Source organism: Arthrobacter arnarulunnguaqae (assembly GCF_051262515.1).
GTDB lineage: Bacteria > Actinomycetota > Actinomycetes > Actinomycetales > Micrococcaceae > Arthrobacter_N.
In genome coordinates, this window is the sequence record NZ_JBIMER010000011.1 from 1 (window position 1) to 14,462 (window position 14,462).

Sequence of the window (14,462 nt, forward strand, 5' to 3'; positions counted from 1 at the left end):
ACACCTCAAACCACGCAAAGCCGCATGAAATCGCGGAGATCCTGCACCGTCGGTTTAGGGCTCGATCAAGCTGGGGACTGCGCGCAGTCCGTCGATCCCACGGATTTCCCCGGGTGCCAAACGCAGGTTCATCTCCGGGAGCCCAGGCAGGGCGCGGTTCAGCTCGGCCACGTGGCGATCTTCGGCGGAACGGCGCTGCGCCAGGAAGTCCCCGGCGTCGCGGGGAGACCGCTTGTTGACCAGGAGGGCGCGCACCGAGATCCCTTGTGAACGCAGGTGTTCATGGAATTCGATGGTTTCGGCCACCGGGAGCCGCTCGGCGGCCAGAACCAGCACGAATGCGGTCCGCGACTCGTCGGTCAGGAGCTCGCGCAGCCCGGCGAAACGTTTTCGGCGGCGCGTCAGCAGTTGGCGGATGCGGGCGTCCCTGGAGTCCTCGTCCTTGCGCGCGTCGCCGAGGCCCACCAGGGCCTCCCCGAACTTCTCGCTGGCGGCGCGGCGGCGGAGAAGACCGTCCGTCCACGCCGTCATCATCTCCGGCAGAGCCATGAGCCGCGAAGTATGCCCCGAGGGTGCCGTGTCGAAGATCAAGACGTCGTAATCCGCGGCCGAGCCTGCGGAGCGGCCAAACCGGCCGAGGCCCGGTGCCTCCGCAACGGGAACAGCCCTGTCGAAGGACGTCTCGGTGAGTTCGGCTATCCGCTCCAGTACGGCGGCTTCGTGGGTTCCCGGGGCATCGGCGGCCAGCTTGAGGTACTTGTCCACCTCGCGGTGCAGGTGCTCGGGCATCATCCTCCGGATGGTGGCGCCCACGTCCTTAAGGTGCCGGGCCGTGATCGCCGCCGGGTCCATTTCGACGACGTCGAGACGCCCCCCGCCTGCGCCATCAGAGTCGATGAGCGTGCGGGGGGCGTCCCCCAGGCGGCATTCGAAGAGGTGCCCGAGGTTGTGTGCCGGGTCCGTGGAAACAAGAAGGACGCGCTCTCCGGCGTCGGCACGCGCCACCGCGGTGGCAGCGGCCAGTGTGGTCTTACCGACCCCACCTTTGCCGGAGAAGAACATGACGCGTGCGCCCGGACCGAGGGCGCGGAGGTCACCGCGTCCGTCGACCTCCGTGCCGGGCCGGGAAGCTTCAGAAGACATGGGTTCCTTGTGCGGGAGACGTTCTTCGTGCAATAGGGCGGGAATCAGCAACACGACAGGTTGTCGAACGGTGAACGTTCCATGCCCATGCGGCGGTGCCACTCGTGGAATCGGTCGAACATCACGGGCAGCAGCTCCAGCGTGTAGTAGCTGGCGGGATTCGGCACGCCGAGCGATTCGGAAAGGACCAGCATCATGAACAGGTCCTCCTCGTCCCGGCGGGCACGTGCCAAGGCGCTGCGGTACGGTGCCGCGTAGAACTCGGCGAGTCCGCGGCTGGCCTTTTCCATCCAACTCATGCCCGCTCGCATTCTTCGTGGTCGGTGAGGGGGGCCTGCCGGGCTGGCCGGGGCATCTCGAGGATGCCACGGCCAGCCCGTCGGGGCTACCCCCGGCCGGACTGAGGGTCCAGTCGACCTACCGGTCGACCAAGCGGTCGACGTCGTCCGCGTTGTCGGCGTCCGCGGGCTCGCGCCGGGCGCGGCCCATTGCGATGACTGCCTCCACGATGACCCAGACGGCGGCCACAAGGATGACGAGGTCCAAACCGAGCAGGAACCAGTTGCCCGCCTCGTAGAAGCCCTTCAGCTGGACCAGCAGCGCCAGAACGCTCATGGCGAGGATGAACGTCAGCGGGATCAGGGCCGGCAGGACCGGACGGCGGCGCTTGATTAGCATGACCGCGACGATCGAGAGCGTCAGGCCGGCCAGCAGCTGGTTGGTGGTGCCGAACAGCGGCCAGATCAGCATTCCGCCCGAGCCATCGCCGCCCGCGCTGAACGTCAGGCCGGCGGTCACGCCGACCGCAACCAGCGTGGCGACGGCGGGATTGACGCGGATGCCGGCGATGTCGCCGACTTCGGACACCACGAAACGCTGCAGGCGCACGCCCGTGTCCATGGTGGTGGCCGCGAACAGCACCGCCATGGTGGCCAGGATCGTGGCGGAGAGCGACTCCGGAAGCCCGAGTCCCTGGTTCACTATGGTCCCGCCGCCGGTGACGAACGCACCCACGCCGCCCTGTCCGAACGCGGAGTAGACCTCTTCCCATTCGGCCACCGTACGGAAGCCCGCGGACACGGCGATGACGGTTCCGAGGGCCAGCAGGCCCTCGCCGACGGCACCGAAGTACCCGACGAATCGCGCGTCGGTTTCCTTGTTCAGCTGCTTCGAAGAAGTCCCCGAGGCCACGATGCCGTGGAAGCCGGAGATGGCACCGCAGGCGATGGTGACGAAGAGCAGTGGAACCATCGACGGCGTGCCCTCGGGCAGATTGGTGTTGAAAGCCGGTGCCACAAGCGTGGGCGCGGAGATCAGGATGGCGCCGTAGAGGATGCCGAGGGCGATGAACAACTGCAGGCCGTTGATGTAGTCGCGCGGCTGCAACAGCATCCACACCGGAAGCAGCGAGGCGATGCCGGCGTAGACGAAGAGGATGATGATCCAGAACGCGTTCGCGCTCAGGCCCAGGATCGTCTCCGGCAGGACCACCGGGAACGCGTCGCCCAGCAGGATCAGGCCGTACAGGGCCACGACGCCGAGGGCGGAGACCCACGGCAGGCTCCACTTCATGCGGTAGATCGCCTGCCCGATGAACAGCGCAACCACAATGGCGCCCCACGCGGGGATGACCGCCGTCGGGGTGGCGACCAGAAGGTTGGAGATCACCGTGGCGAACGCCGCGTTGACCATGAGGAGAACCAGGAACACGATCACCAGGAACAGGTTGCGTCCGCGAGCCCCGATATAGCGGCCGGAGAGGGTGCCGATCGACTGGCCCTTGTTCCGGTTGGAGGCCCAAAGGGCGCCGAGGTCGTGCATGCCGGCGAAGAACACGGTGCCGAGCGTGACCCAGAGGACCGCGGGCACCCAGCCCCAAATGACGGCGATGGCCGGGCCGACAATCGGCGCGGCGCCGGCAACGGACGTGAAGTGGTGGCCCCACAGGACGTATTTGTTGGTGGGGACGAAGTCGACGCCGTCCTGGTAGCGGTGGGCCGGCGTCTGGTAGGACGGGTCCAGCGCGAAGACGCGCCGGGCTAGGAACTTCGAATAGAGCAGATAGCCCGCAATGACCATTGCGATGCCAATGAGCGCGAGTGCGACGGAACTCAAGGCCAAACCTCTTTCCTGTGTGGTTTCGCCAGCTACTCGGTCCGTCTGCGAAGTCGTGGGTGCGCTGACGTGGGGCTTTCAGCCGTGATGGTCCGGCCGGCGAGGTTGATCAGCGCCAATCATAATGGCTAGTGCGCTGGATCACATGGAGAGGCGATGGCTAGGCTCGGCGGTGCGCCGGGGGCGCCCGATTTTGCGGTGAGCGGTTCCAGGGTGGCCGTGGTCAGGTTCCGGCGCCGGATCCCATGCCAAGCAGTGCGCGTGCCGAATCCCACTCGCCGATCTTGCACCCGTCCGTGAGGCTGAACGTCTTGTTCACCTCGCTGTCGTCGACCACTCCGTGCACGCGGGCCTTCTGCGGTCCGCCATACTGCTGCGTGCAGGCGACATCCTTGCGGGGGAGCGCCGTCAGCAGTCCGGCGTCGGGGCCGGACAAGAACGCGCAGGCGTCTTCCGGCGTCGGATGGTCGGTGCCGGCGGCGGGAGCGCCATCCACGCACACCACCCGGTGCGTGGCGTCGACGTCGGTGCCGTTCGCCATGACTTCCACGGTCACGTCCGTGACGCCGGAGCCCGCGGTGGCAGTACCGGTGGGCTCCCCACTGGTACTGCCGGTGCTGCCCCCGGATCCCCCCGGCGTTCCGGGAGTCGTCTGTCCGCAGGCGGTCAAGACCAAGAGCCCGGCGGCGAAGCAAAGCGTGGCGAACGGTCGCACGGTCCGGGGCGAACGTGGGCGGTCGGCCGCCGTCACGGCGCCACCCCCGCGACCGGCGTCGTCCCCGAAATCGTCCCCGACGTCGCGGCCACCGCGGCGTCGATGTCCTCGATGGCCGTCAGGAGTCGGCCACGCAACACGGCGGAGCGCTCCGCGAAGCCTCTTTGGAGGTCGGCGTAGCGCGCCTTGCCAGCGGGCGTTTCGATCCTGATCGGCTCGTGTCCCCAGTCGCCGAGGTCGTACGGTGAGGCCTGCATGTCCATGGTTCGAATGTCCCACGCCAACTCGAAACAGTCCATGACCAGGTCACTCGGAACCGCGGGGGAGAGCTTGTAGGCCCACTTGTACAGGTCCATATTGGCGTGCAGGCACCCGGGCTGCTCGAGGTCCCGCTGCGTTTCGCGCGTCGGCGTCAGTTCGTTCAGGGCCACGGCCTGGGGTGCGTAGAAACGGAACGCATCGAAATGCGTGCAGCGGATGCGGTTCTCCTCGACCACCCTGTCGGTGCCGGACGCGCCCAGGCGCAGCGGCAGGTACTCGTGGCGGATCCCGTTCTCCTCCGAGCGGTACGCCATGGCCCACTCGTGCAGGCCGAAGCAGGAGAACTGTGCGGGGCGGGCCTCGGTTCCGGAGAGGATGATGCGCGCGAACCCGAGCGCCTCGGCGCGCGCGGTGGCGAAGGCGCCGGCGTCGAGTTCCATCCCTGCCCCGCCCGCGCTGTGCGCGTAGAACTTCCAGCCCGCACGCTCGCGGGCGGCATCACCCGCAAGGACGACGCCGGGGCCCGGGTGCCAGCGCCGCAGCTGGCCGGGCTTTTGGGTGTAGTAGGTGAAGAGGAAATCCTCGACGGGGTGCTTCCGGCCGGTCATGCGGCGGTCGAGGAAAGGCGCGGCGAACCGGTCCACCCGCGCGGCGTGTGCGGCGGCGCGGGGTCGCCAGAGATCCTCTGGCAGGACTTCGGGTTCCGGCTCGATCATGACTCCATTGTCCGCCGGGTGCTGCGCCGCCCGCGAATCTACGGAAAGTGTCAATCACTCATTTCATTTCTTGATCACTTGAGGTACCTTTCATTCAGATCCCTCCCTGTGTGAAATGGGACACGAAGGACGCCGCGAAGGACATCTCGCCCATCGGGCATCATCACCGCACCCACGAAAGGTAGCTAGTTATGGAGAACGTCTCAGCGCGGACGGGGAGGCGCCCCGTTTGGCGCGCCGCAACCGCCGTCGCCATGGGCCTGCCGCTGGTCCTGACCATGGGCCTCGGCGCCCAGCAGGCCGCCGCGGCACCCGAAACCGATACGCCGGCCGTCGCGGCCTCGCCCCAGTCCTTCAAGGACGGCAACTACATCGTCGTCCTCAAGGAGGCTCCGGTCGCCAGCTACGACGGCGGGGTCCCCGGCATCGCGGCCACGCAACCGGAGCGGGGCAAGAAGCTCGACGCCGGAGACCGCAACGTCAAGGCGTACCAGGCGCACCTGAAGAAGGCGCAGAAGGCGGTCGCGAAGTCGCAGAAGGTGGCGGTCCAGCGGGACTTCACCACCGCCCTGAACGGTTTCCAGGCGAATCTGACCGCCCGTCAGGCCCAGGATCTTTCCAAGGACAAGAACGTCCTCTCGGTCAGCGAGAACGTCCAGTTCGCGCCCGACTACGCATCCGTCGACTACCTCGGGCTGCGCGGCGAAGACGGCGTGTGGGCCGAGGAGTTCAGGGGCGAGCGGAACGCCGGCCGCGGCGTCGTCGTCGGCGTGATCGACACCGGCTACCTCCCCTCCAGCCCCTATCTGGAGGGCTCGGAGGTCTCGGCGCTCCCGGGCAAGAAGAAGGCGAAGGTCGGAGAGCCGTACCGCGACTCGGACGGCGCAATCGCCATGCTGAAGTCCGACGGCACTGTCTTCAAGGGCGAGTGCGAGGTCGGCGAGGGCTTTGACGGCTCGTTGTGCAACGACAAGGTCCTCTCCGCCCGCTACTTCGCCGACGACTTCCTGAAGTTCGTCCCCGAGGAGAAGCGCGCTCCCGAGGAGGTCATCTCCCCGGTGGACATCGGAAGCCACGGAACGCACACGGCGTCCACCGCCGCCGGCAACAACGACACGCAGCAGACCGTCAACGGGCGGGACTTCGGCACGGGGTCCGGCGTCGCACCCTCGGCGAAGGTCTCCGTCTACAAGATCTGCTGGGAAGACACCGATCCGAACACCGGCGGCTGCTACACCGCGGCTTCGGTCGCGGCGATCGAACAGGCGATCCTCGACGGCGTCGACGTCCTGAACTACTCGATCTCCGGGAACAACAACTCGGTCCTCGACCCGGTGGCCACGGCGTTCAAGAACGCCGCAGCCGCGGGCGTCTTCGTCGCCGCCTCGGCCGGCAACTCGGGCCCGACGGTCTCCACCGTCAATCACGCTTCACCGTGGCTCACCACGGTGGCCGCGTCCACGTTCTCCGCCGAACTGACCGGAACGGTCGAGATGGAGGACGGCACCAAGTACCGCGGCGTCTCGGTCGCCTCCCGCGAGGTGCTGGACACCGAACTGGTCCTCGCGGCCGACGCCGGCAGGACCGGCGCCACCAACCCCGAACTGTGCCTGCCGGACACCATCGACCCGGCCAAGGCCGAGGGCAAGATCGTGGTCTGCGACCGCGGCGTCAACGCCCGCGTCGAGAAGTCGCAGGTGGTCGGCGACGCCGGCGCCGTGGGCATGGTCCTCGTCAACCTCTCCCCGATGTCCGAGGACTCGGACATCCACGCGGTCCCGACCGTGCACATCTCCAATCCGGCCATCAAGGAACAGGTCGCGTCCAACCCGGGCATCACGGGCACCATCCGGATGACGGACACCACCGGCCTGCCCTCGGTCGAATTCCCGCAGATCGCCGGCTTCTCCTCGCGCGGCCCGACGCTCGCCGAGGGCTCCGACCTGCTCAAGCCGGACCTCGCGACCCCCGGCGTGAACGTGATGTCCGGCGTCGTTCCGGCCCGCTACAACGGCGACACCGCCGGCTTCATGTCCGGAACGTCGATGGCGTCCCCGCACGCCGCCGGCATGGGCGCGTTGATGCTCGGCAAGTACCCCACGTGGTCGCCGGCCGCCGTGAAGTCGGCCATGATGACCACGGCGTACGACGCCGTCAAGGCCGACGGTTCGGCGGATCTGGACAACTTCGCCACCGGCGCCGGCATGGCCGATCCGGGCGCGATGACCGCTCCGGGCCTGGTCTACGACAACGGCGTGGACGACTGGAACGCCATGCTGGACGGCGAGCTCGAGGCGAAGGACCTGAACCTCGCGTCCTACGCGCTGGGCAACCTGATCGGTGAAACCACGGTCACCCGCACCGTCACCGCGACCACGAAGGGCACCTACACGGCGTCGGCCGATGTTCCCGGCGTCGACGTGACGGTCAGCCCCTCGAAGCTCGCCTTCAGGAAGGCCGGCGAGTCAAAGACGTTCACCGTCACGTTCAAGCGCACGACGGCGGAGGCGGACCGGTTCGCGCACGGATCCCTCACCTGGGCCCGCGAGGGCGGCAAGGGTGGCGGCGCGACGGTGACCTCCCCGGTCAGCGTCCGGCCCGTGACCGTCCAGGCCCCCGCGGTGGCCTCGTTCGAGTCCGAGTCCGGTGAGGGTTCCGGCGTCATCGATGTCGTCGGCGGAGTCGACCGCACGGTCGACCTGTCCGTGAACGGACTCGCCAAGGCCGACAGCACCACGACGGAAAAGGTTCCTGGAGGCTCGCCCTCGGCGCGGGAGGATGCGTCCAACGGCATCAAGAACGTCACCGTTCCGGCGGGGTCCACGTCCGCGACGTTCGCGGTCAACGCGGACGACGCCACGGACGACTGGGACCTGTTCCTGATCACCCCGGCCGGCACGGTCGTTCAGGCCGCCACGGCATCGGCCAGCGAGCGCATTGTGCTCAACGCGCCGGCGGCCGGCAACTACCGGATCATCGCCAACTTGTACTCGACGTCCGATGGTGGACCGGCGACGGCCAGCATGGACTTCGTGGCGCTGGCGGACGACGCCGGCAACCTGGAGGTCTCCCCGGACCCGCTGGAGCTCGTCAACGGCGAACCCACGGCCATCACCGCGGCCTGGTCCGGCCTCGAGGCCGGCGTGTACTTCGGCAAGATCTCGCTGAACGACACGGGCAAGTCGATCGGCGTCCAGGTCTCCGTCGGCGGAACGGCCGCCGCGGCCGGATCGCCCGTGGTCCTGACCGGCGACGAGGCGGCGAAGCTGCCGAAGTCCTCGCTCAAGTAAGCAGACCAGCACCAGCCAGTGGCGGTCGCCGGACCCAGTCCGGCGGCCGCCACTGGTCTCTGCGCGCCCCTCGGGAAGCCGGGCAGGTGTGACGCATTCCTTGGCCCTCGGACCAGCAGGTCGTAGGATTGTCTGCAAACCATAGACCCGTACCGGAAGACGACGCCATGACCACGCGCAACCCGCTCGAACCGCTCAGGCAGGTATCCACGCCGGAAATTATCGCCCGAAAGATCCGGACCGCCATCGGCAACGGCGAGTTCGGTCCCGGGGAGCAACTGGGGGAGGCGGACCTCGCCCGGCAGCTCGGCGTGAGCCGTGGGCCGTTGCGCGAAGCCATGCAGCGGCTGGCCCAGGAGGGGCTGCTGCTCAGCATCCGCAACCGCGGGCTCTTCGTCGCGGAGCCGACGGCCGACGACGTTGCCGACATCTACCTGGCCCGCACCGCCGTCGAGCGTTCCGCCTGCCTGAAGATCATCGAACTGGACCACCGGGAGTCGGAGGTCGCCTCCGCCCTGGATCGGATCGTGGACCGCATGGAGGAGCTCGTCGTCGCCGGGAACCTGGAGCCGCGCCCGCTGTCGGAACTGGACATTGAGTTCCACGAGACCCTCGTGGATCTGGCCGGCAGCCTGCGGCTCTCGCGCATGCACGCCACTCTCGTCACCGAGACCCGGATGTGCCTGTCCGCCCTGGAGGACACCGGCTACACGCCGCAGGACCGCATTAGCGAGCACCGGGACATCGCCCGCGCCATCGGCGCTGCCGACGTCGCCCGGCTCCACGGCCTGCTGGCACGGCACATGGACTCCGCCGTGGAACAGATCGCCGGAAGCATGTTTGGCCGGGCCGAAGCCGTCTAGCTGCCGATGCAGCTTGTGGCTCCGGCCCGGCCAAAGCGGGTGCCGGTTCCCGGTGTCCCGGGCTGGCGGAACTAGCGGGACATGGCTTTGCCGGCGTCTGCCTTCTCGCGGTTGACCTGCACCCACTTGGTGCTCGGAAGCCCCAACGAGCCGGGATCGCCTGGCAGTTCCTCGTGGCGGAGGGACGCCTGCGACGTCTCGCGCATGTACAGGATGCTGACGAACCCGATGACGCCGGCGATCGCTAGGTACCAGCCCGGGATCAGCGTGTTGCCGGTGGTCTCAACGAGGTGGTTCGCCAGGGTCTGCGAGGGGCCCGCGAAGAACGCCGTGGAGAAGTTGTAGCCGATCGCGAAGCCCGTGTAGCGCACGGCCGTCGGGAACAGGGCGGGCAACGTGGAGGACACGGATGCCACCAGGATCACCAGCAGCAGGCCCAGGACGGCCAAACCGACGAACTGCAGGAACAGGTTGTCGATGCCCAGAAGCATGATCGCCGGAACCGACAGCAGCGCGTATCCGGCGGCGGCAACGAGCAGCAGCGGCTTGCGCCCCACCCTGTCCGAGAGCGCGCCCATCGGCGGGATGGCCACGAGCATCATCGCCATGATGCCGACCAGCATCCAGTTGCCCTGGGCGGTGCTGTGGCCCAGCTGGGTGCTCAGGTAGGTGGGCATGTAGCCGAGGATCAGGTAGAACGCGACGTTCAGCAGCACGACGAAGCCCATCAGGACCACGATCTGGCGCCAGTTGCGGCGGAAGACGTCGCGGATCGGGGACTTCGTGATCTCGCTGGATTCGCTGGCCTCCGCGTAGACCTCCGGTTCGTGCAGGCGCGTCCGGATGTACAGGGCCGTCAGGCCGAGGGGAACGGTGAGCAGGAACGGCAGGCGCCACCAGCCGTCCAGCATGGCCTGGTCGCCGACGATCGTGGTCAGCGACGTGCAGACGATCGCGGCCAGGATGAACCCGGTCGTGGTGCCGAACTCCAGGAAGGAGCCGAAGAAGCCGCGGCGCCGGTCGGGGGCGTACTCGGCCATGTAGACCGCGGCGCCGCCATACTCGCCGCCGGCGGAGAAGCCCTGCACCAGACGACAGACCAGCAGGAGGATCGGGGCCAGGATGCCGACGGAGGAGATGGTCGGCAGGAGGCCGATCGCACCGGTGGCGACGGTCATCATGGTCACCGTCATGACCATGACCTTCTGGCGGCCGATCTTGTCGCCGAGGGGGCCGAGGATGATGCCGCCGAGCGGGCGGACCAGGAAGGACAGCGCCAGCGTCGCCAGCGTTAGCGTCACGCCGAGTCCGCCGTCCCCCTCCTCGGATCCGAAGAAGTTCACGGCCATGAAAATCGTCAGGTAGCCGTAGACGCCGTAGTCGAACCACTCGACCGCGTTGCCAAGCGCTGATCCTAGGATGGAACGCTTCAGTTCGGTCTTGCCCTCTGGGGTCTGGGGCTCGGCGCCGGGAGCGTTGGAGTCCTCCACCATTGCCTCGCCTCCGCGGGGATTCTCTTTCATAGGATCCTGCCTTCTGTTCTGACCGGGGTGCCCCGGGTGGTCGATGTGTTGGGAGTGAGCAGTCGTGTAGCCATCAGCGCGTAGGCGCGGGCGGCTGTGGCGAGTTCCTCCAGCCTGACACATTCGTCGGGCTGGTGAGCCTGGTCGTTCAGTCCGCCCGGCCCCATGACGATGGTCGGGACGCCGAAGTCGCGGGCGATGAAGCCGCCGTCGCAGGCGGCCGTCCAGCCGGCCACGCGGGAGGCCGTGCCCGCGTCGCGGAGCGCATCCGTGGAGGACCGGACCAGCGGATGGTCCGCCGGCGTCGAGAATCCGGGCATGGACATGGTGACCTCGGCGCCCACCTCGATCCCGTCTCCGTCGATTCCCGCCGCGGAAATCCGCCGCAGCAGGTTCGCGCAGAGCTCCTGGGCGTCCTCGAACGGCATCAGGCGGCGGTCCACCGAAATGCGGCACTCCGGCGCCACGATCGAGGTGCCGCGGCCACCCTCGATGATGCCGACGTTCCACGACCCTGCGCCGAGCAGCGGATCGAGACTGCCCTGCAGGTCCTTGTGGTCCTCGGCGATCAGCGCGCAGATGCGGGCCGCGGCGTCGATCGCGTTGCGCCCGTCGGAGGGCCGGCCGGAGTGGGCCGCACGTCCGGTGACGGCGATCTCCAGGTAGCTGTCTCCACGGCAGGCGATGACGGTCTCGAGGTCCGTCGGTTCGGCGACGACGCACGCGGCGTACCGGTGCGGCAGGCCGGCGCGGGCCAGCGCACGGATGCCGATGCCGAGGTCCTCCTCGTCGACGGTGCACGCCAGCGTCACCGGACCGCCTCGCGGCAAGCCGGACGCCTTGAGCGCGGCCATTGCGGCGAGGACGGACGCGAGTCCGCCCTTCATGTCCGTGGAACCGCGCCCGTACAGGCGCCCGTCCTCGACGACCGGAGCGAACGGCTCCCGGCTCCAGCCCGGACCCACCGGCACGACGTCGGAATGGCCCAGGAACAGGAGTCCCTCGCCGACCGCTTCGGTGGTGGCCGGAAGCGTCAGCAGCACGTTCGGGCGGCCCGGCGCGACGTCGTCGCGCAGGACCTCGAGCCCGAGCCGGCCCGCAGCCTCCTCGAGTACGACGACGGTCGCCTCCTCGGTGCCGCCAGGGTTCTCTCCGCCGGCGGCGACCAGCGCGCAGGCCAGCTCGACGAGTGCGTCGACGTCGACGGCGTCGACCAGTGCGCGTTCGGAGCCGGTCAGGCCGACCGCCTGCGTCGCGGTCATTCGGTGTCCAGTTCGGCCCGGGCCATGTCCAGCGCGCCGGCCAGCCGGCGAACGCCCTCCTCGGTGCGCTCCGGGTTGCTGGAGGCGAAACACACGCGGAACGCGTCCTTGAAGCGGCCCTCCGCGGACAGCGCCGGACCCGGGATGAAGGCGACGCCTTGGGCCAGCGCGATCTCGAACAACCGGCGGGAGTCCACCGCGGCGTCCGGGCCGAGCAGGGTCACCCAGAGGAAGAACCCGCCCTCGGGGTCGGTGGTGCGGACCCGGCCGCCCAGGTGGCGCTCGATGCTCGCCGCCATCGCGGCCTTTCGGTTCCTGTATTCCACCCGCAGCCCGGCGAGGTGCTCGTCGAGCCCTCCGCGCCGGAGGAACTCCGCGACGACGTGCTGCGCCGGGACGTTCGTGCACGTGTCCATGGCCTGCTTCGCGTTGATCACCAGCTGGCGGAGCGACGGGTCCGCGTCGATCCAGCCCACGCGCAGGCCCGGGGCCAGGATCTTGGAGAAGGTGCGGACGGAGAAGACCAGCGGGTCTTCTCCGCTGAGCTCGCGGAACCCGGGCAGGTCCTCGCCCTGGAAACGCAGCAGGCCGTAGGGGTCGTCGTCGATGATGACGGCGTTCCACTTCCGGGCCAGCTCGATCAGCCGGATCCGGCGCTCCGTGGAGAGCGTGGTCCCGGAGGGGTTCTGGAAGTTGGGGATCGTGTAGATCGCCTTCGGCTTCGTGCCGCCGGCCTCCACGAGCCGCTCGAGCTCATCGACGTCGAGGCCGTCGGCGTCCATGGGCACCTCAAGCAGCTTGGCGCCGTAGCTCAGCGCGGTGGCGGAGCCGTTGGTGTACGTCGGGGATTCGACGACGACCAGGTCCCCGGGATCCACGAAGAGCTTGAACGCGATGTCCAGGCCCTGCATGCCACCGGAGGTGATGGTCACCCTGTCCTCGGTGGTGGCCTCGGCCTTGTCGGAGAAGTAGTCCAGCAGCGCGTCCAGCAGGCGGGGTTCGCCCTCGGTGGCGCCGTAGGTGTAGGAGGAGGCGTCGTGCACGGTGGCGGCGATGTCGTTGAAGATGTCGACCGGGACGAACTCGCTGGCGGGGGATCCCATGGCGAAGCGAACGATGTCGTGCTTCTGCGCCGCGAGCAGCGACGTGCTGGAATCGATCACGGAGCCGACCAGCGAATCCGCGCGGGCGGCCAGGGGCAGGGTGGGGAGCATCATGCGAAATCCTTGGTGTTGAGGTGGTCGTTGGCGGCGGGGAGGCCTGCGGGATCGCCGACCGTCACGACGCGGGGTGGCGCGACCCCGTGGTCCGTGACGATGGGCATTTGGCCCGTTCGGACGGCCTCGAGGCCCGAGTCGCCCGCGGGAAGCAGTCCACGCCCGAACGACGTGAACAATTCGACGCCGGTTGCGGTGACGCGGATCGATTCCGAGACCTCGTAGCCGTAGCCGTCCATCCACATGCCGCAGATCAGGTGGAACGTCATGTTCTCCTGCAGGACCGTCTGGTCCTCGCTGCGGAGGCTGATGGTCCGCTCTCCCCAATCCGGCGGGTAACCGATGCCGATCGAGTAACCGAAGCGCGAGGGCTTCTCGTAGCCGTACTCGAACAGGGTGAGGTTCCACGCCTGGGCGAGGTCGTACACCGGGACTCCGGCTGACACCGTCTCCAGGACGGCGGCCAGCCCGTGGTCGGCGGCGTCGGCCAAGCGCTGCACGTGGTCCGGGGCGCGTCCGGGGACGAACGTCCGGGCCATCGGCACGTGGTAGCGGCGGTGGGCGCCGGCCAGTTCCACGATGACCGCCTGGTCCTTCTTCAGGCGGTCGTCGTTCCAGGTCAGGTGCGGGGTGTCGGCGGATTCGCCGGTCGGCAGCATGGGCACGATCGCGGGGTAGTCGCCGCCCGCGTCGAGGCTGCCAGCGGCCTGTGCCGCCGAGATCGCCGCGGCGACGTCGCATTGTCGCACGCCGACGTCGATTGCCTCCCGGGCGGCCTGCATGGCCAGGGTCGTGACGGACGCGGCCTTGCGCATGAGGTCGATTTCCGCGGGGGACTTGACCGCGCGGACCCAGTTCACGAGTTCGAAGCTGTCCACCAGCGTCCACTCCGGGAGGGCGTTGACCAGGGCGCGGTAGGCCTTCGGGGTGAAGAAGCTCGCGTCCATCTCCAGGCCGACGCAGCCGCGCGAGGCGCGGGCCACCAGTTGCCGCCGGCGCATCGAGTAGGCGACCCAGTCGAACGGGTGGACGTGCGGGCGCTGGATGTAGCTCTCCGGGTAGCCCACGATGTTCTCCGGGGGCAGCCAGCTGGTCCGGAACGCGCCGTGCGCGTCCATTTCCCGTGCGTAGAGGACCATCTCGCCCTCCTCCGGGACGAAGACCATCTGCGGCGTGTAGAACGACCACGCGTTGTACCCGGTCAGGTAGTAGATGTTGGCGGGGTCCGTCACGATCAGGGCGCTGAGGCCCTGCTCCTGCATGCGTGCCCGCACGGCTGCGAGCCGCGCGGAGTATTCATCGCCGGTGAACGCTTGGATGGCGATGCCGTCACTTGCCATGCGTTGTCCTTTCGGGT

Annotated in this window: 11 protein-coding genes; 2 read left to right on the top strand and 9 right to left on the bottom strand. The window is 68.5% G+C overall.

Going from position 1 to position 14,462, the window contains the following annotated elements; genetic code table 11:
• Positions 1-54: 54 nt before the first annotated feature.
• The 5 genes from ACHAAJ_RS10900 to ACHAAJ_RS10920 all read right to left on the bottom strand — a co-directional run bounded on the left by ACHAAJ_RS10900 (position 55) and on the right by ACHAAJ_RS10920 (position 4,950).
• Positions 55-1,143, bottom strand: a complete 1,089-nt coding sequence (locus ACHAAJ_RS10900; protein ID WP_435728167.1) for an ArsA family ATPase — start codon at positions 1,141-1,143, stop codon at positions 55-57.
• 44 nt (positions 1,144-1,187) lie between these two features.
• Entirely contained in the window at positions 1,188-1,442 is a 255-nt protein-coding gene (locus ACHAAJ_RS10905) for a cory-CC-star protein (RefSeq protein ID WP_435728168.1), read from the bottom strand.
• A gap of 118 nt (positions 1,443-1,560) precedes the next feature.
• Positions 1,561-3,258: a carbon starvation CstA family protein gene (locus ACHAAJ_RS10910; RefSeq protein WP_435728169.1), complete on the bottom strand. Its 1,698-nt coding sequence runs from the start codon at positions 3,256-3,258 to the stop codon at positions 1,561-1,563.
• Positions 3,259-3,481: 223 nt separating this feature from the next.
• A complete protein-coding gene (locus ACHAAJ_RS10915; RefSeq protein WP_435728170.1) occupies positions 3,482-3,799 on the bottom strand; it encodes an SSI family serine proteinase inhibitor in 318 nt (105 codons plus the stop codon).
• Between the two features lie 206 nt (positions 3,800-4,005).
• Complete coding sequence (locus ACHAAJ_RS10920; protein WP_435728171.1) at positions 4,006-4,950, bottom strand: 3-methyladenine DNA glycosylase; 945 nt, start codon at positions 4,948-4,950, stop codon at positions 4,006-4,008.
• Between the two features lie 191 nt (positions 4,951-5,141).
• Here ACHAAJ_RS10920 and ACHAAJ_RS10925 point away from each other — a divergent pair, with 191 nt between their 5' ends.
• Both ACHAAJ_RS10925 and ACHAAJ_RS10930 read left to right on the top strand, forming a co-directional pair.
• On the top strand, positions 5,142-8,240 hold the full coding sequence (locus ACHAAJ_RS10925; RefSeq protein ID WP_435728172.1) for a S8 family serine peptidase: 3,099 nt from the start codon (positions 5,142-5,144) through the stop codon (positions 8,238-8,240).
• 167 nt (positions 8,241-8,407) lie between these two features.
• Positions 8,408-9,103 carry a GntR family transcriptional regulator gene (locus ACHAAJ_RS10930; RefSeq protein ID WP_435728173.1) on the top strand — a complete coding sequence of 232 codons (696 nt, stop codon included), beginning with the start codon at positions 8,408-8,410 and terminating at the stop codon, positions 9,101-9,103.
• Positions 9,104-9,174: 71 nt separating this feature from the next.
• Here the strand turns inward: ACHAAJ_RS10930 and ACHAAJ_RS10935 are convergent, their stop codons facing one another.
• Genes ACHAAJ_RS10935 through ACHAAJ_RS10950 form a run of 4 tightly spaced genes read right to left on the bottom strand, consistent with a single transcriptional unit; the run spans position 9,175 to position 14,445 of the window.
• Positions 9,175-10,626, bottom strand: a complete 1,452-nt coding sequence (locus ACHAAJ_RS10935) for an MFS transporter (protein ID WP_435728174.1) — start codon at positions 10,624-10,626, stop codon at positions 9,175-9,177.
• The gene (locus tag ACHAAJ_RS10940; RefSeq protein ID WP_435728175.1) at positions 10,623-11,888 is read right to left on the bottom strand and encodes a M20 family metallopeptidase; all 1,266 of its coding nucleotides are present in this window, start codon (positions 11,886-11,888) and stop codon (positions 10,623-10,625) included. The genes ACHAAJ_RS10935 and ACHAAJ_RS10940 overlap by 4 nt, the downstream gene beginning before the upstream one ends.
• Complete coding sequence (locus tag ACHAAJ_RS10945) at positions 11,885-13,105, bottom strand: aminotransferase-like domain-containing protein (RefSeq protein WP_435728176.1); 1,221 nt, start codon at positions 13,103-13,105, stop codon at positions 11,885-11,887. Before ACHAAJ_RS10945 ends, ACHAAJ_RS10940 begins: the two co-directional genes overlap by 4 nt.
• Positions 13,102-14,445, bottom strand: a complete 1,344-nt coding sequence (locus tag ACHAAJ_RS10950) for a M24 family metallopeptidase (RefSeq protein ID WP_435728177.1) — start codon at positions 14,443-14,445, stop codon at positions 13,102-13,104. Before ACHAAJ_RS10950 ends, ACHAAJ_RS10945 begins: the two co-directional genes overlap by 4 nt.
• Between the last annotated feature and the right edge of the window lie 17 nt (positions 14,446-14,462).

Bases quoted from the DNA above. Each gene is read 5' to 3' on its own strand.
- ACHAAJ_RS10900 (WP_435728167.1), bottom strand. From the start codon at position 1,143: ATGTCTTCTGAAGCTTCCCGGCCCGGCACGGAGGTCGACGGACGCGGT.
- ACHAAJ_RS10905 (WP_435728168.1), bottom strand. From the start codon at position 1,442: ATGAGTTGGATGGAAAAGGCCAGCCGCGGACTCGCCGAGTTCTACGCG.
- ACHAAJ_RS10915 (WP_435728170.1), bottom strand. From the start codon at position 3,799: ATGGCGAACGGCACCGACGTCGACGCCACGCACCGGGTGGTGTGCGTG.
- ACHAAJ_RS10920 (WP_435728171.1), bottom strand. From the start codon at position 4,950: ATGATCGAGCCGGAACCCGAAGTCCTGCCAGAGGATCTCTGGCGACCC.
- ACHAAJ_RS10925 (WP_435728172.1), top strand. From the start codon at position 5,142: ATGGAGAACGTCTCAGCGCGGACGGGGAGGCGCCCCGTTTGGCGCGCC.
- ACHAAJ_RS10930 (WP_435728173.1), top strand. From the start codon at position 8,408: ATGACCACGCGCAACCCGCTCGAACCGCTCAGGCAGGTATCCACGCCG.
- ACHAAJ_RS10935 (WP_435728174.1), bottom strand. From the start codon at position 10,626: ATGAAAGAGAATCCCCGCGGAGGCGAGGCAATGGTGGAGGACTCCAAC.
- ACHAAJ_RS10940 (WP_435728175.1), bottom strand. From the start codon at position 11,888: ATGACCGCGACGCAGGCGGTCGGCCTGACCGGCTCCGAACGCGCACTG.
- ACHAAJ_RS10945 (WP_435728176.1), bottom strand. From the start codon at position 13,105: ATGATGCTCCCCACCCTGCCCCTGGCCGCCCGCGCGGATTCGCTGGTC.
- ACHAAJ_RS10950 (WP_435728177.1), bottom strand. From the start codon at position 14,445: ATGGCAAGTGACGGCATCGCCATCCAAGCGTTCACCGGCGATGAATAC.